Raw genomic sequence first — 23,236 nt, forward strand, 5'->3', positions numbered from 1 at the left:
CTAAAATATTTAGAAATGAAAAGAATAATTTTTTGCTTTTTCGCTGTAGCTACTTTGATGTCGTGTTCAAAGAAAGATGATGTTATAGCCAATGGTAATTTTACCCTTAACTTAAAGGGTTTAGAAAACCTTGGAACTAACTATGTTTATGAAGGATGGCTAATGGTCAATGGGAGTCCGATAAGTAGTGGAAGGTTTAGTGTTAATGATAATGGTCAACAATCTAAAACTTCTTTCACTATTCCTGCGGCAAGCCTTAATGCGGCAACAGCCTTTATTCTAACCATTGAGCCTAGTGCTAACGATGTGCCAGCACCTAGTGATGTACACGTTCTCGCTGGAAATTTTACTGGAAATAATGGCCTTGCTACAGTATCTCATAGTGCCGCATTAGGGAACGATTTTACCAAAATATCAGGAAAATATATTTTGGCCACCCCTACCGATGGAGGAATGATGGATAATGAAGAAAGTGGGGTTTGGTTTCTAGATAATTCTTCAGGTAATCCTGTTAAAGGTTTAGACTTACCTACTTTGCCAAATGGTTGGAAGTATGAAGGATGGGTTGTAATAAACGGTACACCTTTAAGTACAGGAACTTTCACTAATGCTAACGCAGCCGATGCTAACGCAGCAACTTCAACATTTAAAGGCAGTAATAATAATGGCCCAGCTTTCCCTGGTGAAGATTTTTTAAGAAATGCACCTGGTGGTTTAACTTTTCCTACTAGTTTGAAAGGAAAGACCATAGTTATTAGTATAGAACCATTTCCAGATAATAGTGCAGCACCCTTCGTGTTAAAACCACTATTGAATGTTGTTCCAGCAGATGCAAAAGTACATACCGCAATTTCTATGTCATCTAATTTAACTTCATTCCCTACAGGAACTTTTTCTAGATAAATTTAATATTAATATTTTATTAAAAACCAAAACCCCATGAATATGAACTTTAAGAGTAATTTCTTTTTGATGATGATAGGACTAGTTGCCATTTTGAATGCTTGTAAAAAGGCCGATAACAGTGATGTACCAAGTCTTAATGAATATGCTTACAAGGGTACATTTCAGTCAGGTACACATCCAACTTCAGGTTTGGCCAAAATTACTATAAATAAGGCAAGTTTGGTTTTTGAGAATTTTAAATCAGACAATGGACCTGATTTGAACATCTACCTTGCTTCCGACTTAAAGAATATAAAGGCAGATCATATTGATTTGGGTGATATTAAGGGCCTAAAAGGCAATTATACGTATGCAGTTAATCCAGCAGTTGATCTTACAAAATATAAATACGTTGTAGTTTGGTGTGTTGATTTTGATGTTAATTTCGGTTATGCCTTATTAGCCCCTTAAATATTGTGTGTTTTAATTTAGGGTGGGGGGCTTAGTCTAAGGATAGGCCCCTTTTTTTTAACCTTTTTCTAAAATTTGTAACTATATAACTTGGCCTTTTTTTACTATTATTTTATTTCAAACATTCTATTTATATAACCACAATTAAGCCCCTATAACCTATTTCACTAAATATTACCATAAAAATCCTGTATTACTGCACTAATTATACTTAGCAGCGATTATTATTTCGATAATATTTTAACTATAAATTATAATAATTGCTATAAACAATGTATTTTTGCGTAAATATTAAAAGAGTTAAATATTAATATTTTCTAAGTAAAACTCCTTTTATACCATTAAAATAAAGTGATGAAAGTAATTCTGAGCGTATTAATTTTTATGATTTTATTAATATCATATAAGATGAATCTAGATCCTATCAGAAATGCTTGTGAGATTCATTTGCAAGATCTACATGCCTCATATAATCAAAATTTTTCTCCTTTTAATCTAAGTAATCGGTTGGATTTTCATACATCTAAAATGAGGAATTATAATCTTTTATCAGACTTACAAAATATAAATGATTTTGATGCTGAACTAGAAAATTTTAATCCGTTGCTTGATGAGGTACCTGAAATTACTTTGCTCAATCAGCCAGAATTGTTTACTAAAGAAACAACAGACAGGTTTCGTCAATATTCTTTAGGTAGAAGTTTTCATTATTTGCATATAATGAGTGATTTGTACGGATACGATTGAGGGTAAAAACTATTTATATATTTTTACAATAAATGAAAATGGTTTTTTGGATTGTAATAATTGGTGTTCTGTTTGTTTTAGGTTCGGCTGGATTTTGGGCTTATAAGAAGTACAATTTTGGGGCGAGCTATGACGTGGGACAAGAAATAGATAGTTTTAATGAGATTCCTGTGTATTATAATGGTTGGTTTAGTAATATAAAAGGTCGGAATGTTACTAATGATGGTTATAATTTAGGTCTGAAATATCAATGTGTTGAATTTGTAAAAAGGTATTATTTTGAACATTTAAATCATAAAATGCCTAATAGTTATGGTCATGCGAAAGATTTTTTTGATAATTCTTTACGTGATGGCCAGAAAAACAAGGCAAGAAATTTATTTCAATACACAAATGCTAGTCGCTCAAAACCCAAAGTTAGTGATCTTCTAATCTACAAGGCCTCCACATTTAATAAGTTTGGCCATGTTTCTATTGTTTCAAGAGTTTCGGATGATGAAATTGAAATAATTCAACAAAATATTGGATCGCAATCGAGAGAAACCTTTAAACTTATCTATAGCGATGGTTTATGGAAAATAAAAAGCAGTCGGATTGTAGGTTGGCTAAGAAAGGCTAATTAAAATGCATTATCATTTTTAAATTCTCGAAAATTGATAAGTAGTTTAAGGGCTTAGTTAAACACTTAAAAATAATAAAGGTTTATTCTTTTGGCTTCATCAATTTAAATGCTGATTGCCTCATTGTCAGCTAATTGTTTTTTTTAATTCTTTATTGCTTAAACTTCTTGATTCGGTTTTTAAACTTTAACTTTATATCATGAAAACATTACTTTTAATACTAAGCATGTTTATGAGCACTCCACCATCAATTTTTACATTCAAGGTGCATGATATTGATGGAAAGAATCTTGACCTGAGTAAATACAAAGGCAAAAAGATTCTCATCGTAAACACAGCCTCTAAATGTGGCTATACCAAACAATATGCAGAACTTCAAACGCTTGCTGATACCTACAAAGGAAAATTGGTAGTAATTGGCTTTCCTGCAAACAATTTTGGCGGACAGGAGCCAGGAGAGAATTTAAACATTAAAGAGTTTTGTCAGAAGAACTTTGGCGTTACCTTCCCACTTGCTGAAAAGAGCAGTGTAAAGGGAGCTGATATTTCTCCATTGTTTAAGCATTTAACAAGTGCAGAAAACCCTGATTTTACAGGTGATATTAAATGGAATTTTGAGAAATTCTTAATTGATGAGAACGGCCAACTAATACATAGATTCCGTTCTGCAGTTACTCCTATGTCGCAAGAAATAACCAAACATTTATAATTCTTATTTTCATGAAAAAGTTGCTATTAATATTTTTCTTTGCTTTTACTGTTTCACATGTAAATAGCACTCCTTTGCGTCCAGTTAATGAAGATCAACTTACTAGTTTACTTGATAGCTTTTCTGTAGCGCTGGTAAAAAAGGATAAAGTTTGGATGCAAGCTAACTTAAATGATGGCTGTAAAATGTATGATCCAACTGGAAGCACCTTGAATAAATCAAGCATTATTATGGCTTTTACGGAGGGTATTTACTCAATTAGTAAGTCGGAAGCCCTAAATAAATCCATTAAAATTAATGGTACTCAAGCAGATGCTTCTGCAGATTTAAAAGTTGAAGGTTTTGGAAACATTAATGGTAGCGAGATGGATATTACCGGAACTTATAGATTTAACCTCAAGTTTGTTCTTGTAGAAAGTAATTGGCAAATCTCTGAGATTACCATTAATCAATAATTAATATCTCATATCTTCAGATATATTAAAAACCTCCGTAAATAGCGGAGGTTTTTATGTTTAAAAAGAGTTCCTTTTAATAATATTTTAAAATTGAATCTTAATGATAGGGAATTATTTCCTTTCTGATTTAAAATATGAATTGAAGATGAATTCTATTCTAATCACCCTCGCTTTAAAATTTAATGTTAATTTTAGAGCATTAAATTTTTGAATTATCATCACATGAATAAAAAAATTAAACATATTGTTTTCTTATTGGCATTTCTATGCCCATTAGCTCTTATTGCTCAAACTCCAAAATCATTTATTGAAGGCATGAATGAGCCCAATGCTTGGGTTGATTCGGTATTTAAAAAATTGAGTAAACGTGATCGAATAGCTCAAATGTTTATGGTTAGAGCCCATACCGATAAAGGAAAAGCTTTTGAAGATTCAATTGCCAAAGTCATTAAAAAGGAACGTATTGGCGGTTTGGTTTTTTTTCAGGGCGGTCCGGTAAGGCAAGCTGTTTTAACCAATCGTTATCAATCAATTAGTAAGGTGCCTTTGATGCTTGCCATGGATGCTGAATGGGGATTGGGAATGCGTTTAGATAGTACTGTATCGTTCCCTTATCAATTAACACTTGGTGCTATTCAAGACAACAAGCTTATTTATGAAATGGGTAGACAAGTAGCCTTAGATTTTAAGCGACTTGGTATGCATGTTAATTTTGCGCCTGTTGCAGATATAAACAATAACCCGAAAAATCCGGTTATTGGTGTTCGTTCTTTTGGAGATAATAAATTTAAGGTGGCAGAAAAGGTTACGGCCTATATGAAGGGAATGCAAGACAATCAAGTGATAGTAAGTGTAAAGCATTTTCCAGGTCATGGCGATACAGATGTAGATTCGCATTATGATTTGCCACAATTACCCTTTAGCAAAGCACGCCTCGATTCATTGGAAATATATCCATTTAAAGAATTAATTAAAGAAGGCGCGTCGGGAATGATGGTTGCGCACATGAATATACCAGCGCTAGATAATACTCCCAATTTGCCTTCAACACTTTCAAAGCCAATTGTTACTACTTTATTGAAAGAAGAATTAGGATTTAAGGGATTAATTTTCTCTGATGCGATGGAGATGAAGGGTGTAGCTAAATTTTACCCTAATGGAGAAGGTGATGTACTTGGAATTATCGCAGGAATGGATGTGATTGAACTTTCTGGAAATTCGAAAAGAGCAGTGAAATTAGTAAGGCAGGCAATAAAGAAAAAGAAATTGACTTGGAATCAAGTAAATGCAAGTGTTAAAAAAATATTGTATGGCAAGTATTGGGCTGGACTGCACGCTAATAAGTACGTTCAAGCCAATAATCTGATTGCAGATCTAAATCGCCCACAGGCTGCTTTGCTTAACCAGAAGCTTGCTGATGCCGCCGTCACACTTTTAAATAGCGATGTTCAATTGAAAAATTTTGATAGAACTAAGAAAACTGCAGTTTTGAGCATAGGAACAAATGAATTAAGTGTTTTTCAAAATAGCTTCAGACCAGTTTTATCGAATTCGATGAATTATATTTTACCTAAAAATATTACTGATCAAGAAATTGATAATGTTCGCAAAGAATTAAAAGGCTATGATCAAATCATTGTTGGAATCCACGATATGCGTAAGCGTCCTGCACCGGTTTTAGATTATAATAAAAGCTTAAAATCTTTTGTTGCAGAGTTGGCAGGAATGAATAGTCTCTTTGCTGTTTTTGCTAATCCATATAGCCTTTCAGGATTAACAGGAATAGAAGCAGCAAAAACAATTTTATTAAACTATCAGAATGCTAAGGAGGCTCAAAATGCAAGTTTCCGAGTAATAAATGGGGGTTTAAAAGCCAGTGGAAAGTTACCGGTAACAATAAATTCTAGCTTTAAAAATGGAGATGGAGTGATCCAATAATCTTAAAAACAAATAAATTCAATAGAAGGGCGGCAAAGTATAAGTTTTGCCGCCCTTTTTTGCCCATTTTTTTCAGACAGTTAAGATTTTATTTGCAAAATTCATTTTTTTTTGCTATATTATTATCAATTAGCCTATTTCAAAACCATTCAAAATTCTAGAATGCCTCAACAAAAAGCATTAAAATTAGTCCGCGCATCTGCAGGTTCTGGTAAAACTTTTGCCCTGACAGCTCATTATCTTACCTTGCTTTTTAGTGGGAAGGGTAAGTTTCGTGAAATTTTAGCCGTAACCTTCACCAATAAGGCTACTGCCGAAATGAAGGAACGTATTTTAGGAGCCTTAGAGGAATTGGCAAGCCATGGTTTTGAAAAATCAAAATTCGCAGGAGTTTTAAAGGAAAGCTTCCCTAGCTTGACTGATCAGGAAGTAAAAACAAAAGCAAGCCAAATATATAGCTCCATTCTTCATGATTACAGTCGTTTTTCAGTAAGTACCATCGATGGTTTTGTGCAGCAATTGATTCGGAGTTTCGCCTTTGAGCTGAACCTCGATAGTGGTTATAAACTGGAACTTAAAATTGATAAGGTAAAAGCAGAGCTCGTTGAGGCTTTAAACTCCCGTCTTGAGCAAGATGCCGAATTATTGCAATGGGTTAGTAATTTAGCTATTGAACGTATTAACGATAATAAAGATTGGGATTATCGAAGATCTTTAAAAGATCTTGCTAGCGAAATTTTTAAAGAACGTTACTATCCTTTCCAAGAGGCTATGGATGCCATGGGGGATGAACAGGCAAATGAGTTTAACGCTTTAAAATCGCAAATCAATCAAGGTATTCAGAGTTTTAAGGAAGAAATCATCCAAAATACTACTAGAATTAAAGAAATATTTGAAGCTTCGGGTATTGAAAAGGGGATGCTTGACCAGCAGAGTAAAAATCCTTTATTCAAGCTTGAGAAAATCATTGATGAGGATTTTGCTTTTATCTCGGCATATGAAAAATATATCGATGATTTTAGTGCTTGGCCACATAAGTCGCTTAAAAATACTGATATTCTTGAGTCATTATTTGATGAAATTAATCCTTTACTGCGAACCCTATTTGATACTTATCAATCGGAATTTAGGATTTATGAGACCAATTGTGCCATCGCTAAAAATTGCGATTATCTGCGATTAATGCAAGGTATGTCCGACTTATTAAAAAACTATCGATCCGAAAACAAAGCACTATTAATTTCTGATGCACAGCAATTATTGAGGGGGATAACAGGTTCTGATGTTGACAACCCATCTTTTATTTGGGAGAAGACAGGCAATAAGTTTAAACACTTTTTATTCGATGAATTTCAAGATACAAGCTCTTTCCAATGGATGAATTTTTTGCCCCTAGTAAAAAATGCTATTTCCGAGGGCAGTACTGAAGGTCATGCCTCACATTTAGTGGTGGGTGATGTAAAGCAATCGATTTATCGTTGGCGTAATGGTGATTGGCGAATTCTTCATAGTGAGCTCAAAAATAATCTCTTAGCAGATAATGTGAACGAAGAGGAACTTGCTTTCAATCGCAGGAGCTCAGAGAATGTGATTCATTTCAACAATTTTCTTTATCAAAAGCTACCTAAATTTCTGCAAAGACAGCTAAATGATATTTTTGCTGAATCTGAACATCCTCATCTTCAAGAATATTGGGATAATTCCAATGCTAATCTAATTGAAACAGCCTATGATGGTAGTAGTCAGTTAACTACAAGTGGAACCACTGCGGGAGGAAAAATAGAAGTTAAGTTTTTTTATAAGGATGAAGAGCCAGACACAGATGAAGACGTTAATCCTTTAGCAGAAAGCTATACCATAGATCGCATCATTCATCTTTTAGAACAGGGTTTCGCGATGCGTGATATCGGTATTTTAGTACGGAAAAATGAAGAAGCCGAAAGAATAATCAACTGCATTTTCGAAAAGAGCAATTATGATAATTTAACGCGTGCAGCAGGTAAAACATTTCAAGTAATTTCTGGAGAGGCCTTGAAAATTAAGAATGATCCTGCTATTAAATTGTTGTTGAGTACTTTTAAATTACTAATTGTGCGTGAGCCCGAAAGTGGAATTTTTAAGGCTGAATGTGCCCGTTTATGGCATCAAATTCATCATTCTGAACAAGAACAAATTGATATTGATAGTCAGGAATGGCTTAATTTTGTATTAAAACCTATGTCTGAATTGACAGCTGTTTTGCCTTCTGAATTATGTGCGAACTATCAATCCTATCGTCATTTACCTATTAACGAATTAACAGAAAAATTAATTAAGATTTATAGTTTAGGCAATCCACAATCACAGAGTTATATTCCATATATTCTTGCTTTTCGTGATCAAATAGCAAAATTTTCATCTTCAGGTGATCAGGGGATAGCTGCATTTATTGATTGGTGGGAAAACGAAGGTTCAGATAAAGCTCTTCCTTCTTCAGAAAATCAGGATGCAATACAAGTAATGACTGTTCATAAGTCAAAGGGACTTGAATTTGGCGCAGTTATTATTCCGTTTTTAAATTGGAAATTAAGTACTTCATCAACTGGTGTTAAAACAAAATTACTTTGGGTTGATGCTGAGGCAGCGGGATTTCCTAATTTTAGATTTTTGCCAGTTGATTTTACTAAAAATTTATCATCTACAGTTTTTGCATCCGATTACTTTGAGGAAGTTCTTCTTAATTATATGGATGAGCTAAATACACTCTATGTGGCTAGCACAAGAGCCAAAGATTATCTCTGTATCATTTGTCCTAAGACTCCAAATCCCAAAAAAGAAAAAAAAGGGCCAATAAATGAGCTGCAACTAGTTATTTCCGATTTACTTCAGTCGGGTGATACGGCAGAACTTCAAATCGATTTTGAGAATAATCTTTATAGTTTCGGAGAATTCCCAATTAAATCTGATAGCGAAGAAGACGATAAAAAACACGAATTATTATTGCTTAACTCCTATCCGGTAAACGAACAGTTGACCGAGCGTTTTAAGCGAAATAGCATGAATGAGGAAACTTGGTTTAATGCTAAACAAAGAATAGGTATTGTACTTCATAAAATCCTTGAAAATTTGAGTGCTAAGGATGATTTGGATAAGCTAATTAATGAAAAGGTGGAGGGGGGACTTATCAGAGAGTCGGAGCGAGAAGAAATTAGGTCAGCTGTTTCAGATCTTTTGATGCAGGATGAAATTAAGCATTGGTTTGATACAGCAACATCAATCATTAGTGAGAAGGATATGATTATTGAATCAGGAGTGGTAAAAAGGCCCGACAAGTTATTTGTTTTGGATGACCGTGCCATTTTACTGGATTTTAAATTTGGCGAACAGAATAAGAAATACGTAAACGATATTAGCTTGTATCGAGATAATTTGATAAAAATGGGTGAATTTAAGCAAGTTGATGCTTATTTATGGTATGCACAAGATCGTAAACTTCAAAAGGTATAGTCATGAATAGCAAGTCAACAGATAAGTTTTTACATCGTTTAGCGCTTGATCTTTTGGATCGTTTTGGAAACGATTTGCAGCACGTAGCTATCGTTTTTAATAATAAAAGGCCTCAATTATTTTTAAAAAAATATTTGGCAGAAATCAGTGGTAAACCCATTTGGAGTCCCCATTTCTTTACAATTCAGCAATTTTTTGCAGCATCTACATCTCAGGTTGCAGCCTCTCAGCTCAAGCAATTTTTCATTCTTTTGTCGGAGTACAACCTCCTTTTGGCTCAAGAAGGTAAAGAGCAGGTAAGTGCAGATGTTTTTTATCCTCTGGCAGAGATTATTGTTTCTGATTTTTCTCAAATTGATTATTACATGGCTAATCCCGATAAGGTTTTTAGCCTGATTGGGAGTATAGCCGAGTTGGAGCAGCAGTTTCCAAATTTCGACAAGGAGCAGCTTGAGTTTATGGAAAGCTTTTGGGCTTCTTTTTCACAAGAAAAGCAAAGTCAAATTCAGGAAAAGTTTATTGAAATGTGGCATCGAATGCCTCGTCTTTACATAAATTTCCATAAGCGATTGGCAGAGCAAAATCTTGTTACTAGTGCCAAAATGTATAGAAATCTAGCTGAAGGAAAGGATTCTGATTCCAATTTTTTAAAGAAGTTCAAACATGTTGTTTTTGCTGGATTTAATGCGCTTTCAAAGGCTGAAGAAGTGCTATTTAAGAATTGGCATGATGAAGGTTTATGTTCTTTTTATTTTGATGCGGATGAGCATTATTTTTCTGACCCGATTCAGGAGGCTGGACATTTTATTCGTAGGAATATAGGAACTATCGGACTTGAAAATCAGTTCAAAATTGAGGAAAACCGCATCAATTCAACTGAGAAGGAATTTACTGTCATTCAGGCAATGGGTCAGGTGGCTCAGGGGAAGATATTGAAGCAAGTATTGGCAGGTCATGAAAATAATCATGAAGTTGATTCAAAAGCTATTATTCTTGCTGATGAAAGCTTGTTACTGCCTGTACTCCAAACTGTTGACGACGATAGCCTCAATATTACCATGGGTTATCCTTTTGAGCAATCGGCAGTTTTTGGAATATGCGATTTATGGCTTAAAATCCAAGATGAAATTGCTGGTGGCGACAAAACTAGCATTAGTTATCCTCAAGTTCTTAACTTCATTCTAAATCCTTTAATCGGGGTTTCAGAAGAAAATCGGAGCAGAATTCATAAGGAGATTATTGACGAAAAAAAGGCCCGATTTAGGCTTGAGGAGTTAAAAAAACTCGACAAAATTGCCGAAATGGCTTTTAGTCCCTATGAAAACCCTGTACAGTCAATTCGCAATCTTGGAAGTTTTCTTCTCTTAATTTCTAAGGAAATTGCTGATTTACGAAAACTTGAAAGTCTGCTTATATCCGAAGCTGTAAAAAATTTAAATATTTTGTCGGATAGCTTTGAGGAGCTTGCTAAGAGTAACAGCAACAACGAAATTAAAGCAACATTTTTATTTAAATTAATTAGGCGTGCACTTTCCGGACTTTCAGTTCCTTTTGATGGGGAGCCTTTGGTGGGTTTGCAGGTTATGGGACTTCTAGAAAGTAGATGTCTTGATTTTGATGAGCTTGTTGTTTTGGGAATGAATGAGGGGGTTTTACCAAAGGTTAGTATTACCCCATCCTTTATACCAGATAATGTGAGGCGAGCTTTTGGTTTGCCAGTACTTGAAAACCAGAATTCTATATTTGCCTATTTCTTTTATCGTTTGCTTCATTGTGCACAAAAAATCACCTTAGTTTATAATGGTGTTGAGGGCGATACTGCTCCAAGTGAAGTTAGTCGATTTATTAAGCAATTGGAGTTTGAAACTTCTTGTAAATTTAAATATGTATTGCAGCAAAATCAGCCAATAGAAAATACCCCTAATCAGGAAATAATCGTTGAAAAGAAGGGTTTAGTTCTCGAGAAACTTAGGAAATATCTCCAAAGAAACTCCAATCCTAAATTTGAGAATAGAATCTCGGCATCAGGTTTTAATGATTATTTAAGCTGTTCCTTAAAATTCTTTTACGGTAAAATAGCCAAATTGAAAAAGCCGGAAGAGCTTCCAGACCATATTGGTGCCAATACCGTAGGAAGCATGCTTCATGATGTAATGGAGCATTTTTATCGCGATTCAATTGGCATAGAGGTAAGTGCTGAATATATTGCACAGCGTAAAAAGCTTGTCTCAAGGATGTGTCAGGATGCAATGTCGAAAACTTTAAATCTTGATCCTAGCTTGGATACATTGCAGCTTAGTGCTTTGCAGCAGATTATTTTAAGGGTAATTGAGCAGTATGCATTAAAAATTTTAGAACATGATGCAAGGATAGCCCCATTTGTTATAAAGGAGCTTGAAGAAAAAGAGAAATATGCTCCTTTATTCAGCTTTGATCTTAATGGGAAAGAGGAGCAGGTAAGGCTATTAGGCATCATCGACAGGGTTGATTCAATTAAAGGGAAAACCAGAATTGTAGATTATAAAACGGGCAAGGATAGTTTAGCTTTTAAAGATTTTGAAAGTTTGTTTTCGGATGATGTTAAAAGTCAAAATAAGGCCTTAGTTCAAACGCTATTTTACACCCTTGTTTATGAAAAATTCAATCATGTTGATGGTGTTGAGCCACATTTGTACACTGTAAAAGATTTTTCTAATGGCACCATTTTCAATAGAAAATCTAAGTCGGAAGTTTTTGAGTTGACAGATGAAAATTTAACCGAGTACAAGTCGCAGTTGGAACTTAAAATGAAGGAGAAATTTAGTGAGTTATTTAATCCGGAGATACCTTTCCGACAGACAGATAATTTGGACTCATGTAAATATTGTAATTTCAGAGGAATTTGTCAGCGTTAAGCATATCTAGCTCGGGAGGGATGCACAATTAAAAAAATTTTCTTTAATTTTCTTCGTTTATATAAAAACCTCAATTCTTGGCTTGCAGCGTTTAAGATTTATTTAAAATTCGCTTGTATAGGCTAGATTATGGTTTAATTTTCAAAATTAAACTTATATTTGCTTTCCAAAAATTGAATTTACACATGAGAGAAATACAGTTCAGAGAGGCACTTCGTGAAGCATTAAGTGAAGAGATGCGTAAAAACGAGAAGGTCTTCTTAATGGGTGAAGAGGTTGCTGAGTATAATGGAGCCTATAAAGTGAGTCAGGGAATGCTTGATGAATTTGGTGCCAAAAGAGTAATTGATACTCCAATTGCCGAATTAGGCTTTGCTGGGATAGGTGTTGGTGCGGCAATGAACGGATTAAATCCGATTATTGAATTCATGACTTTTAACTTTTCTCTTGTTGCGATAGATCAAGTAATTAATGCTGCTGCAAAGGTGCTTAGCATGAGTGGTGGTCAATTTTCTTGTCCGATTGTTTTTAGAGGTCCTACAGGTAATGCCGGCCAATTAGGTGCGCAGCACTCTCAAAATTTTGAGAATTGGTATGCTAACTGTCCTGGATTAAAAGTAGTAGTTCCATCTACTCCTTATGAGGCAAAGGGTTTATTAAAGCAAGCTATAATTGATCCAGATCCAGTTATTTTCATGGAATCTGAGGTAATGTATGGCGATAAAGGAGAAGTTCCTGAAGAAGAGTATTACATTCCATTAGGCAAAGCAAATATTGTAAAAGAAGGTACTGATGTTACGATTGTAACTTTTGGTAAAATGCTTACAAGAGTAGTAATGCCTGCTGTTGAGCAATTAAGTAAAGATGGAATTAATGCTGAAGTAATTGATCTTCGTACTGTTCGTCCAATTGATTATGAAACAGTAATAAAATCAGTTAAAAAGACTAATCGTATGGTTTTTGTTGAAGAAGCATGGCCACTTGGATCAATTGCGACTGAGGTGGCTTTCAAGGTACAGAAAGATGCCTTTGATTTCTTAGATGCTCCAGTGTTACGTGTTGCATGTGCGGATGTTCCTCTACCTTATGCTCCAACTTTGATTGCGGAAGCACTTCCAAATGCAGATAAAGTAGTTAAAGCGGTAAAGAGCGTCCTATACAAGGAGGCATAAGAAAATATAAATATTTTAAAAGCACCCTAAATTATTTTAGGGTGTTTTTTTTATGCCTAATTAAAGCGTAATCTGTCTTTTGATGCTTTCCTCAAGCGATATCAATGTTTCAGTCCGCTGAATACCCTTTACCCCTTGAATGTCTTCATTTAGTACCTGCCTCAAGTGATTAGTATCTCTACAAATGATTTTAGCAAACATACTATAAGAACCTGTGGTATAGTGAAGTTCAACTACTTCTTTTATTTTTTTGAGACTTTCTACTGCATCTTTGTATTGAGAACCTTTTTCGAGATAAATTCCCAAGAAAGCACAAATATCATATCCAATACGTTGAGGATCAATAATTAAGTGAGAACCCTTAATGATGCCCATGTCCTGCATTTTCTTCATCCTGACATGTATAGTTCCTCCAGATACAATCAGTTTTTTTGCAATTTCTGTATATGGGATGGTAGCATCTTCCATGAGTATAGATAAAATCTGAGTGTCCAGATTGTCAAGTTCGAAATTTTGGCTACGATTTTCCATTTTTAATTAATGAATTATTAATAATTGTGCAATATAATTATTGTTTACGTAAAAATTAAAATAGTTTATTAAAAGATTTGTAAAAAATAAGCCATTGATTTACATTTGATTAAGCAATCAATAAAAATGATTGTTTAGACACTGTAGGGTGGTGAAATTTGGCAGACACACCTCCTCGTCTCGGTGGCGAAGATTTGGGAAATATCTTAACAGAGAAAAAACCGCTTCGTGAAGGTTCGAATCCTTCCCCTACAGCAAACCTTATTCAACAGGTTTATAATTGGTTAGTTTAGATAAGCTCCTGCCCATCAGGAGCTTATTTATTTGATCTAATTTTTGAATTTTAACTTAATCATAAGATAGCCCCATTAAGAGTAATTCAATTTTTGCAGCGCGTAGATTTAATTATCTAAATTGAATATTATAACGAAAAATAATATTCAAAAACCTTAGCCAAATCTAAATTATTTTTAAAATCGATTTTTTCCTTCTTTAAATAACTATCAATTTCTAAATTTTTGTCTTCGAAAATCATCAAAAACTCCTTTTTTGAAGGTTTAAAACGTTGCATATTGCCATCTTTAAGGATAAAATACGATTTAATGTCTTCATATTTCTTTTCTATAGTAGCCGAGTTGTATTGTTTATTTTCAAGAATTGTTTTGTAGTTCTTTACTAATAGTTTCATTTTGCCATCAGCTATTAAACCATAGAAGGTTTTATCTGTGAAGTTGTCAATGGCAGGTAAGCCATTTATATATTTGAGGCCTAATAATTCGAAATTTTTTACTGGGACTACAAAACTCAATAAAGAACCATCTTTAGGGTTCTTAAAGTATAGTTCATCTTTAAAAATACTATATTTCAAGGGTATGTTTTCGTATTTATTGCCATTATTTAAAGTAACTTTCCCATTGATAAATTCATTATTTAAAAATGGTGAACCAATAACATCGATAGCATTCTTTTCTATAAATGGTTTACCATCCACATCTTGAAGATACATTTGTCCGCTCGAGGATGTACTAATAAGAGCCGTTAATGCCAAGGCAATAATTATACTTTTCATGTTATTTTTTTTAATTGTACAATTTATTTCTCGTTATACTTTCTAATAAAAATACTCCTTTTAGAAATACATATCCAAATTTACTTCCAGATCTGCTATTTAATTTCTTTATAAAATAAAAACACTGGTTATTTATTTGCCTGCACCCTTATAAAAATACATTTCATTTATTCTTTACCCTTCCCCCCCAATTAGTCGCTCCCCCTTTTGTTATCAAGTTCTAAATTTCTTATTTAAAATCTGTTTGTTGATTATGATATTTTTAAGAAATTTATTTTTTAATTGAAATATTTATAAAAATTAAATTTAATGATTAAAATATTTGCAAGAAATCAGTTGTTTGCTTACATTTGTATTAAGCAATCAGAAAATAATATTGCTTACACACTGTAGGGTGGTGAAATTTGGCAGACACACCTCCTCGTCTCGGTGGCGAAGATTTGGGAAATACCTTAACAGGGAAATAACTGCTTCGTGAAGGTTCGAATCCTTCCCCTACAGCAAACCACATTCAATAGGTTTATAATTGGTTAGTTTAAATAAGCTCCTGCCCATCAGGAGCTTATTTTATTTTTAGCTTATTCTTATGAACTATTTTAGTTCATATTTGTCAGAGTATCTTTTGTACAATTGCTTATGTAAGTTATCCAGATTGATGCTACGGCCTAATATGAAGGCAGTTTCAACCTTATTACCAAGCATGTCGAGCGCATCCCCATCAGATATAAATAGCGTCGCATCTTTGCCTTTTTCTAAGCTCCCTGCTGTTTTATCAATACCCAATATTTTAGCCGTATTAAGGCTAATCATCGATAATGCTTGTTCTTTTGTTAATCCATAAGCCACAGCTGTGCCTGCCTCAAATGGTAAATTGCGTTGGCGCCAGTATCCAGTACCAGTTAGTGCATATAGAACTCCACCATCTTGCAATAATTTAGGAAGTTTATATGGTAAATAAACGTCATCTTCTGTTCTATCTGGAAGTGTTTGGGTCTCCACTAAAATAACTGGTACTTGTTGATCACGAAGGAAATCTGTAACTAAGTAGGATTCAGTCCCACCTACAATTACCGCCTTCATACCGAATTTTTTAGCCAATTGTACGGCCATGATGATATCCTTTGACCCATTTACGTGGATAAACAATTTTTTGCTTCCGTTAAATAGTCCTTTCATTGCATCAAAGCGCGAATTAAATTCGGCCGGTTTAGCCAATTCTGAATATGCTTTTGCTTCGATAAAATAGTTCTCTAGATCACTAATTTGCTTTAATTGAGCTTCTTTAGGATCGCTCGCTGGAGCCGCTGCACCTTGACCTGAAAAACCACCGCGGCTTCTAAGAACTGGCCAATTTATGTGAATAGCAATATCTTTTTTGTATGCTGCATCTTCCCAATTCCAACCATCAAGTACTACTACTGAAGATTGTCCCGAGACTAATCCTCCTGCTGGTGTTGGTTCAGCCATCAAAATTCCGTTCGAACGTAAAGTCGGAATTACTTTTGAATCTGTATTATAAGCGATGATTGAACGGATATGTGGATTTATTAGTCCCACATCTTCCTGATCGTCTGTACCTTTAGCTCCCATTTCCACCTCGATTAATCCGAGGGAAGTATTTGGCGCAATAAAGCCTGGATAAACATGCTTTCCTTTTGCACTAATTATCGTAGTGCTACCTGCATTAAAATTCATCCCATCAGCTTTTCCAATTCCAGTAATTTTTCCATTCTCAAAGCTGATATATCCATTCTCAATCACTTGGCCAGCTCCCGTATGAATACTCGCTCCAACAATTGCCACTGCCTTTGTTTGTGGCTTTGAGGGCATGATCGTTGCCTGTCCGAATGCGAATCCTGCACAAAGCATTAAACCCGCAAATCCTATATATTTTTTCATGTTGATCTCCATTTTCTTAATTATTGATTTTGTACTGAAAGGTCGAGGTTTTCTAATGTTTCACACTCGTATAAGCTTTGACGCTGCATGCTAGGGCGTACTGTTGATGCACCACCGCTTTTAGCATCCATCATTTTTTGAATAATTCTGCCTTGCTCTGCCTTTAATTCCTTTTGCTTTTGCGCATCTTGATCGATGTCCCAATAGGAAATACCATCTACGAAAGTTTTTTCTGCTCTTGCATAAATAGATAATGGATTATCCGACCAAAGTACTAAATCAGCATCTTTACCAACTTTTACACTACCAACACGATTGTCGATGTGAAGCATTTTCGCCGGATTTAATGTTACCAATTTTAAAGCATCTTCTTCACTCATTCCGCCATAAGTAATGGCCTTTGCAGCCTCCTGATTTAATCTTCTGGCCATTTCGGCATCATCCGAATTAAATCCTGTTAAAACGCCAACTTCATGCATTAACTTACCATTGTATGGAATAGCCTCAGCAACCTCATTTTTATAAGCCCACCAATCACTGAACGTAGAAGCTGCAATTCCACGCTTCTGCATTCCATCAGCTACCTTATAACCCTCTAAAATATGTGTGAAGGTGTTGATTTTGAAGCCCATTGAATCTGCAACATGCATCAACATATTAATTTCAGATTGCACATATGAGTGACAAGTAATAAAACGCTTCTGATCAAGAATTTCAACTAAAGCATCTAACTCTAAGTCTTGTCTTACATTATTACCTTTAATAGCTCTTGCTGCCTTGTACTCTTTAGCTCGCGTAAAGGCATCAATAAATACCTGCTCAACACCCATTCTTGATTGTGGGAAACGTAAATTTCCTCCTGGGATTTGGAAATTACTCTGTTTCACATTTTCACCCAAAGCAAATTTGATGAAGCCATCGCTACCTTCAAACTTAAGCTCTTCCGGACTCTTTCCCCATCTTAATTTTATTAATTGCGATTGTCCACCAATTGCATTAGCAGATCCATGGAGAATTTGTGAAGTGGTAACTCCACCAGCCAACTGTCTGTAAATATTGATATCTTCTGAGGTGATGATATCGCCAATGCGAACTTCAGAGCTTACTGATTGTGCACCCTCATTTATTCCGCCGCTACCGGCAATATGTGAGTGCTCATCTATAATTCCTGGAGTTATATGCTTACCAGTGGCATCAATCACCTTTGCACTACTTGCTGATAGATTTTTACCGATTGATTTTATCTTTCCACCATCAATTAAAACGTCTGTATTGCTGAGTTTACCCTCTTTTTCATTGGTCCAAACTGTAGCATTTTTGAATAAAACAAGCTCCGATTTTGGCGCTTCTGCATAACCAAAGGCCATTAATGGATAAACTATAGGTCCGGTGCTAATTATTGGCTTTGGACTTTCCTTTTTTGCTTGTTCTTTGAATGCTTCTTTAAATGAAGCACTCCATTTTTTACTAGTTCCATCTGCTAAAACTGCATCTCCTTGAAAGCTCAGTGGTGAAGTTGAGCTGATGTAAGCGTTTAAACGGATTGTACCCTCTGGATTTTTCTTTAAGTTGAAATTCATACTTAAAAGATCGCCCGTACGATTGATATTGCCTTTAACTTTAATGCTATCAGCTCCTTTACGTTCTACATTTAGATCGTATGAACTTGTAGTTCCGCCAATTTTTATCTCTAAGGGATTTCCATCTAAATTGACAGTGTATGTGCCTCTTAGGTCGGAAATATCCATTTTAGCAATGTTAAAACGACTTCCCTGTACCCAATTCTCATAAATAATATTGTCTTTCTTAAAGATATTATCAGATGTGATAATGAAGTTTGCAAGTTTACCCTTGCTTAAAGTACCTAATTGCTCAGATACTCCTAATATTTCTGCAGGAATAACTGTTAGAGATTTTAAAGCCTGACTTTCAGATAATCCATGGTCAATCGCTGTGCGTAGGTTAGCCCAGAAATCTTTTGCCGACGACTCTAAACCGAAACTAGTGATTGCAAATTTAATCCCTGCTTTTTCAAGTGCAGATGGATTTGTTGGAGCTAATTCCCAGTCTTTTAGTTGAGTAAAGCTGATATTTCTTGCATCTGCAGGATCCTCAATGTCAAATGGCTTTGGAAATGTTAATGGAATAATAAAGCTTCCGCCCGTTGCTTTTGCTTCTTTTAGGCGTTGGTATTCTTTACCATCCGATTTAAAAATAAACTGTTTTCCGAACTCATCACCAATTTTATCTGCTCTTAGCACGCTTAAAACATCATTTACCTCAAAAATTTGTGTTAAAGCCTGAGTTTTATTGAATTCGTCTAATGAAATATTATACTCATCTTTTTGATTTTTGTACCAAGCAGCATCAAGATAGGTTTGGCGCAATAATGAGATGGAACCCATAAGAGAAGATGGATAACTATTACTAGAACTCCCTTTATTAAATGAATAATGTGCCGCAGCTTGATCTTTTAAAATAACAGTGCTTTCATCTGTATTATTCAATGTAGAAACTACAGAAGAACCACGAGCAATTCCATCACGATTAACGGATTGAACCGCACCAAAACCAGCTTTTTTATAATCTTCAGCCTTTTTTGCGTCTATTGCAAAAATTGATTTTACCTCAGTTTCTGGTCTGATTGCCTCATTCCATGCATATGCACCTGGTTTAGTTGATGTAAATACTTGTGTACGACCAAATCCAGCCGATTGCCTCGAAGCAGAATTTATTCCGTAGCTAGTAAAGGCATCAATAAAGGAAGGATAAATGAATTTTCCCTTTAAATCAATTTGAATGTAACCTTTCGGAATGCTTAAACCTTGGCCTACTGCCTCAATTTTTTGGTTTTTAACTAGTAAAATACCATTACTTATGGTTTGATCTGCACTAACCACAATAGTTGCATTTATAAAAGCATACAAACCTGGGCGCTTATCATAAGAGCCATTTACAGGATAAGTTTCCTGTGCTGCAGCATCGCAAACTTGTGCGAGCATGAAAAATAAAAGAAGAAAATATCTCATTATAGTTTTGGTTTTTGAAATTCGAATGTAACTGATATTCAGTTAGTCATTATTGTTAAATTATAACATTCCTGTTACATTTTATTAGGCGCTAATCAATTTATGTGTATTTTTGTATTTACTAATCATTTTTTTGATTTTATAGGTTTCTTTTTCACATGAAAAAATTCATTTATATCTCATTTACAATTTTATTCACCTTGTTTATTCAGTACTCCTGTACTGTCGACGAGAATGAAGCAATGCCTCAAAGCTCTATCTCAAGATTATATGTATCCATCTCAACAATAGATGCTTCAGTTAATAACACGCTTATATTTGACGCAGCAAATCCAACAACACTTTCTGAACCTTATAAATTTGATTCAAAATTACCAGATGCCAATGGCATAATTTTTAATCCCTATTCTGGAACTGTTTTTCAAGTAAGTAGAAAGAACAAAAACATTAGAACATTTAAGGTAAACACAGATGGAAGTTTAACCAATGCGAATTCTTTTGTTGACGAGGGACTTTTAAGTGCAAGAGAAATGGCTTATGATCGTAACCGAGATGTACTTTACCTTTCTAGTAATATTGATAGTGCAATTTATGTGTACACGAAGGCGAGTACCTTAACAGGAACTGTGAGTGCCTTTAAAAAGTTAAAACTTAATGGACAGCCTTGGGGTATACATTTAGATAATAACCGACTTTTCGTAGTTATCGGTTTATCGCGAAATGAGGTTCAGTTGTTTGAAAATGTATCTGAATTGGCTGTAGGTAATATTGTTCCAAGTAAAAAAATTACGATTAATGGAGCAAATAACCTACACGGAATAACGTACTCGGCTACTCGTGATGTTTTACTACTTACAGATATTGCTATATCAAGTGGTGGTGGATTTGATAGTGATGGAGTGATTTATAAAATAAGTAATGTTTCAACACAATTTACGGCTAGTGGTAAGGTGGTAAATCCTAATGGGATTATTAAAGGTCTAAACACCAATTTGGGTAATCCTGTTGATATTACATGGGATGACCGAGAAGATAAAAATTTCATTTATGTCGCAGAAAAGGCAAATCGTAAGATTTTAATATTTAAATATACAGACGTTGGCGATGTTAAACCATTGATTTTTAGTAATTTAGAAAATAGTCCAGAAGCTATTTTCCTAGATGCTCGCTAACAATATTTAACATTGTTTTTTATGATAGTTTTTTCTTTACTTTGATTTAAAATATAAAATTATGTATTCAACCTTATTTGGACTTCACTCAGGATTACGTTATATCGTACTATTATTATTAGCGGTGGCTTTATTGCTATCCTTGATCGGCTTATTTGGTAAAAAACCTTATTCAGAAACGAATCGTAAGGTTAACTTATTTGCCATGATCTCTACACATACTCAGTTTCTTGTAGGCTTGATCTTGTATTTTTTCAGTCCGATGGTAAATTACTCTAACATGGCTGAAGCGATGAAAGATGCTACTACTCGTTACTGGACCGTTGAGCATTCTGTAATGATGTTATTCGCCATAGTTTTGATTACAGTTGGACATTCACGTTCTAAAAAGGCTAAGGATGCAGTAAATAAACACAGAGCTGTAGCTTTATACTATGGCTTGGCAGTTTTGGTCATTCTAGTTGCAATCTATCAAAGTGGACGTCCTATCTTAGGAAGCTAATAAACAGTAATTTAAAAATTTGCAATCTCAATTTTCTTTATATTTTTGTAAACGATGAAAATGAAACAAAATACAGCTAGTTGGTGGCGCACATTAAATGTGGCGCAACAGGCACGTATTATGTAATGAGAGCACAAATAAGTACAATCTAAACAATATACAACCCGGCGCCAAAATCGTCGGGTTTTTTTATGGTCGGTATTCAACAATTCTCGATCAATTAAGAATAATAAAATGAAGAACTATAAATTATTTACTTCGCACAAAAAGTTATTGGCAGATACAACAACACCTGTTAGTATTTACTTGCGTTTAAGAGATGTTTTTCCCAATAGCGTTTTGTTGGAAAGCTCAGATTATCATAGTAGAGAAAATAGTCTCAGTTATGTATGCTGTGATCCTATTGCTGGTATTGTGCTCAATGACAATCACTTAGAGACGTACTTTCCAGATGGAACTAAAGAACAATATCCTGTTGGAGACCTAAATCTAAAACAACACGTTTCCCAATTTAGAAAAAAGTTTGAATCTACTTCAGATAATGATTTTAAGTTTATCTCTAATGGCTTATTTGGCTATTTTGCCTATGAAACGGTGCAACATTTTGAGGATATCAAATTCCATGCTGCCCCTGCAGAAGGTAGAGATATTCCGCTAATGCAATACCATGTTTATCGATATATCATCGTAATTGATCATTTTAAGAATGAATTATACCTATTGGAACATCGTACTGAAGAGGATGCCCCTGATGGACTCGATAAGATTCAGTACCTCATTCAAAACAAGAATTTCCCAGAATATAAATTCAGTTTAAATGGTGCGGAGAAATCTAATTTTACTGATGAACAATTCATAGAGCTTGTGGAAAACATGAAAAAGCATGTTTATAGAGGCGATGTATTCCAAATTGTTCCTTCACGTGCCTTTTCAACTCCCTTTTTAGGCGATGAGTTTAATGTTTATCGTGCATTGCGTTCTATAAACCCATCACCATATTTGTTTTATTTCGATTATGGGGATTTCAAACTTTTTGGTTCTTCGCCCGAAGCGCAATTAACCATTAAGAATAATGAAGCTACTATATATCCTATTGCTGGGACATTCAGAAGGACGGGTAATGACTTGTTAGACAAGGAATTAGCCGAAAATCTGAAAAAAGATGAAAAGGAAAATGCGGAGCATGTGATGCTAGTAGATCTGGCCCGAAATGATTTGAGTCGCCATTGCGATCAAGTGGAAGTCCGCTCTTTCAAAGAAATTCAGTATTATTCGCACCTCATTCACATGGTTTCGAAGGTAACTGGACATTTACAAGCATCTGTAGACCCTTTAGATGTGGTGGGAGATACCTATCCCGCAGGAACCTTAAGTGGTGCACCAAAATATATGGCCATGCAGTTAATTGATCGTTATGAAAAGCAAAAACGTGGTTTTTATAGTGGTGCAATTGGTTATATGGGTTTTGATGGCAATTTTAATCATGCCATTATGATTCGCTCCTTCATGAGTCAGAATAATGTTCTTCATTATCAAGCTGGAGCAGGTATTGTAGCCGACTCTGACCCTCAAAGTGAGTTGAATGAGGTTAATAATAAAATTATGGCCTTAAGAAAGGCCTTAGAAATGGCTGGCGACCTATAATTAAGAGATA

17 protein-coding genes are annotated in these 23,236 nt (G+C 34.7%); 13 read left to right on the plus strand and 4 right to left on the minus strand.

Going from position 1 to position 23,236, the window contains the following annotated elements; all coding sequences use genetic code 11:
* Positions 1-15: 15 nt before the first annotated feature.
* The 10 genes from QZ136_RS12545 (at position 16) to QZ136_RS12590 (ending at position 13,380) form a co-directional block, all read left to right on the plus strand.
* On the plus strand, positions 16-903 hold the full coding sequence (locus QZ136_RS12545; protein WP_291404112.1) for an anti-sigma factor: 888 nt from the start codon (positions 16-18) through the stop codon (positions 901-903).
* A 36-nt stretch (positions 904-939) separates the two neighbouring features.
* A complete protein-coding gene (locus QZ136_RS12550) occupies positions 940-1,356 on the plus strand; it encodes a DM13 domain-containing protein (RefSeq protein WP_291404114.1) in 417 nt (138 codons plus the stop codon).
* Between the two features lie 354 nt (positions 1,357-1,710).
* Entirely contained in the window at positions 1,711-2,103 is a 393-nt protein-coding gene (locus QZ136_RS12555) for a hypothetical protein (RefSeq protein WP_291404116.1), read from the plus strand.
* Positions 2,104-2,135: 32 nt separating this feature from the next.
* Positions 2,136-2,726 (plus strand): CHAP domain-containing protein, encoded by a 591-nt coding sequence (locus QZ136_RS12560; RefSeq protein ID WP_291404118.1) that lies wholly within the window; start codon positions 2,136-2,138, stop codon positions 2,724-2,726.
* Positions 2,727-2,922: 196 nt separating this feature from the next.
* On the plus strand, positions 2,923-3,432 hold the full coding sequence (locus QZ136_RS12565; RefSeq protein WP_291404120.1) for a glutathione peroxidase: 510 nt from the start codon (positions 2,923-2,925) through the stop codon (positions 3,430-3,432).
* An 11-nt stretch (positions 3,433-3,443) separates the two neighbouring features.
* Complete coding sequence (locus tag QZ136_RS12570; protein WP_291404122.1) at positions 3,444-3,887, plus strand: nuclear transport factor 2 family protein; 444 nt, start codon at positions 3,444-3,446, stop codon at positions 3,885-3,887.
* 225 nt (positions 3,888-4,112) lie between these two features.
* A complete protein-coding gene (locus tag QZ136_RS12575) occupies positions 4,113-5,828 on the plus strand; it encodes a glycoside hydrolase family 3 N-terminal domain-containing protein (RefSeq protein WP_291404124.1) in 1,716 nt (571 codons plus the stop codon).
* 162 nt (positions 5,829-5,990) lie between these two features.
* Entirely contained in the window at positions 5,991-9,314 is a 3,324-nt protein-coding gene (locus tag QZ136_RS12580) for a UvrD-helicase domain-containing protein (protein WP_291404126.1), read from the plus strand.
* Between the two features lie 2 nt (positions 9,315-9,316).
* Entirely contained in the window at positions 9,317-12,208 is a 2,892-nt protein-coding gene (locus QZ136_RS12585) for a PD-(D/E)XK nuclease family protein (protein WP_291404128.1), read from the plus strand.
* Between the two features lie 185 nt (positions 12,209-12,393).
* A complete protein-coding gene (locus tag QZ136_RS12590) occupies positions 12,394-13,380 on the plus strand; it encodes a pyruvate dehydrogenase complex E1 component subunit beta (RefSeq protein WP_291404130.1) in 987 nt (328 codons plus the stop codon).
* 60 nt (positions 13,381-13,440) lie between these two features.
* Here QZ136_RS12590 and QZ136_RS12595 read toward each other — a convergent pair whose 3' ends face one another.
* The 4 genes from QZ136_RS12595 to QZ136_RS12610 form a co-directional block, all read right to left on the minus strand.
* The gene (locus tag QZ136_RS12595) at positions 13,441-13,911 is read right to left on the minus strand and encodes an Lrp/AsnC ligand binding domain-containing protein (RefSeq protein WP_291404132.1); all 471 of its coding nucleotides are present in this window, start codon (positions 13,909-13,911) and stop codon (positions 13,441-13,443) included.
* Between the two features lie 421 nt (positions 13,912-14,332).
* The gene (locus QZ136_RS12600; protein WP_291404134.1) at positions 14,333-14,980 is read right to left on the minus strand and encodes a hypothetical protein; all 648 of its coding nucleotides are present in this window, start codon (positions 14,978-14,980) and stop codon (positions 14,333-14,335) included.
* A gap of 591 nt (positions 14,981-15,571) precedes the next feature.
* Complete coding sequence (locus QZ136_RS12605) at positions 15,572-16,879, minus strand: amidohydrolase family protein (protein WP_291404136.1); 1,308 nt, start codon at positions 16,877-16,879, stop codon at positions 15,572-15,574.
* A 20-nt stretch (positions 16,880-16,899) separates the two neighbouring features.
* On the minus strand, positions 16,900-19,908 hold the full coding sequence (locus QZ136_RS12610; RefSeq protein ID WP_291404138.1) for an amidohydrolase family protein: 3,009 nt from the start codon (positions 19,906-19,908) through the stop codon (positions 16,900-16,902).
* 158 nt (positions 19,909-20,066) lie between these two features.
* On the opposite strand from QZ136_RS12610, the gene QZ136_RS12615 reads away from it, so the two are divergent.
* The 3 genes from QZ136_RS12615 to QZ136_RS12625 all read left to right on the plus strand — a co-directional run bounded on the left by QZ136_RS12615 (position 20,067) and on the right by QZ136_RS12625 (position 23,226).
* Positions 20,067-21,080, plus strand: a complete 1,014-nt coding sequence (locus tag QZ136_RS12615) for a hypothetical protein (protein ID WP_291404140.1) — start codon at positions 20,067-20,069, stop codon at positions 21,078-21,080.
* A gap of 61 nt (positions 21,081-21,141) precedes the next feature.
* Positions 21,142-21,582 (plus strand): cytochrome B, encoded by a 441-nt coding sequence (locus QZ136_RS12620; RefSeq protein ID WP_291404142.1) that lies wholly within the window; start codon positions 21,142-21,144, stop codon positions 21,580-21,582.
* Between the two features lie 234 nt (positions 21,583-21,816).
* Complete coding sequence (locus tag QZ136_RS12625) at positions 21,817-23,226, plus strand: anthranilate synthase component I family protein (protein WP_291404144.1); 1,410 nt, start codon at positions 21,817-21,819, stop codon at positions 23,224-23,226.
* Positions 23,227-23,236: the final 10 nt, after the last annotated feature.

The organism is Daejeonella sp., assembly GCF_017495225.1.
GTDB lineage: Bacteria > Bacteroidota > Bacteroidia > Sphingobacteriales > Sphingobacteriaceae > Daejeonella.

Coding starts and splice junctions, on each gene's coding strand:
- QZ136_RS12550 (WP_291404114.1), top strand. CDS start 940: ATGAATATGAACTTTAAGAGTAATTTCTTTTTGATGATGATAGGACTA.
- QZ136_RS12600 (WP_291404134.1), bottom strand. CDS start 14,980: ATGAAAAGTATAATTATTGCCTTGGCATTAACGGCTCTTATTAGTACA.
- QZ136_RS12585 (WP_291404128.1), top strand. CDS start 9,317: ATGAATAGCAAGTCAACAGATAAGTTTTTACATCGTTTAGCGCTTGAT.
- QZ136_RS12570 (WP_291404122.1), top strand. CDS start 3,444: ATGAAAAAGTTGCTATTAATATTTTTCTTTGCTTTTACTGTTTCACAT.
- QZ136_RS12610 (WP_291404138.1), bottom strand. CDS start 19,908: ATGAGATATTTTCTTCTTTTATTTTTCATGCTCGCACAAGTTTGCGAT.
- QZ136_RS12555 (WP_291404116.1), top strand. CDS start 1,711: ATGAAAGTAATTCTGAGCGTATTAATTTTTATGATTTTATTAATATCA.
- QZ136_RS12580 (WP_291404126.1), top strand. CDS start 5,991: ATGCCTCAACAAAAAGCATTAAAATTAGTCCGCGCATCTGCAGGTTCT.
- QZ136_RS12615 (WP_291404140.1), top strand. CDS start 20,067: ATGAAAAAATTCATTTATATCTCATTTACAATTTTATTCACCTTGTTT.
- QZ136_RS12590 (WP_291404130.1), top strand. CDS start 12,394: ATGAGAGAAATACAGTTCAGAGAGGCACTTCGTGAAGCATTAAGTGAA.
- QZ136_RS12595 (WP_291404132.1), bottom strand. CDS start 13,911: ATGGAAAATCGTAGCCAAAATTTCGAACTTGACAATCTGGACACTCAG.
- QZ136_RS12565 (WP_291404120.1), top strand. CDS start 2,923: ATGAAAACATTACTTTTAATACTAAGCATGTTTATGAGCACTCCACCA.
- QZ136_RS12560 (WP_291404118.1), top strand. CDS start 2,136: ATGAAAATGGTTTTTTGGATTGTAATAATTGGTGTTCTGTTTGTTTTA.
- QZ136_RS12605 (WP_291404136.1), bottom strand. CDS start 16,879: ATGAAAAAATATATAGGATTTGCGGGTTTAATGCTTTGTGCAGGATTC.
- QZ136_RS12575 (WP_291404124.1), top strand. CDS start 4,113: ATGAATAAAAAAATTAAACATATTGTTTTCTTATTGGCATTTCTATGC.
- QZ136_RS12625 (WP_291404144.1), top strand. CDS start 21,817: ATGAAGAACTATAAATTATTTACTTCGCACAAAAAGTTATTGGCAGAT.
- QZ136_RS12620 (WP_291404142.1), top strand. CDS start 21,142: ATGTATTCAACCTTATTTGGACTTCACTCAGGATTACGTTATATCGTA.
- QZ136_RS12545 (WP_291404112.1), top strand. CDS start 16: ATGAAAAGAATAATTTTTTGCTTTTTCGCTGTAGCTACTTTGATGTCG.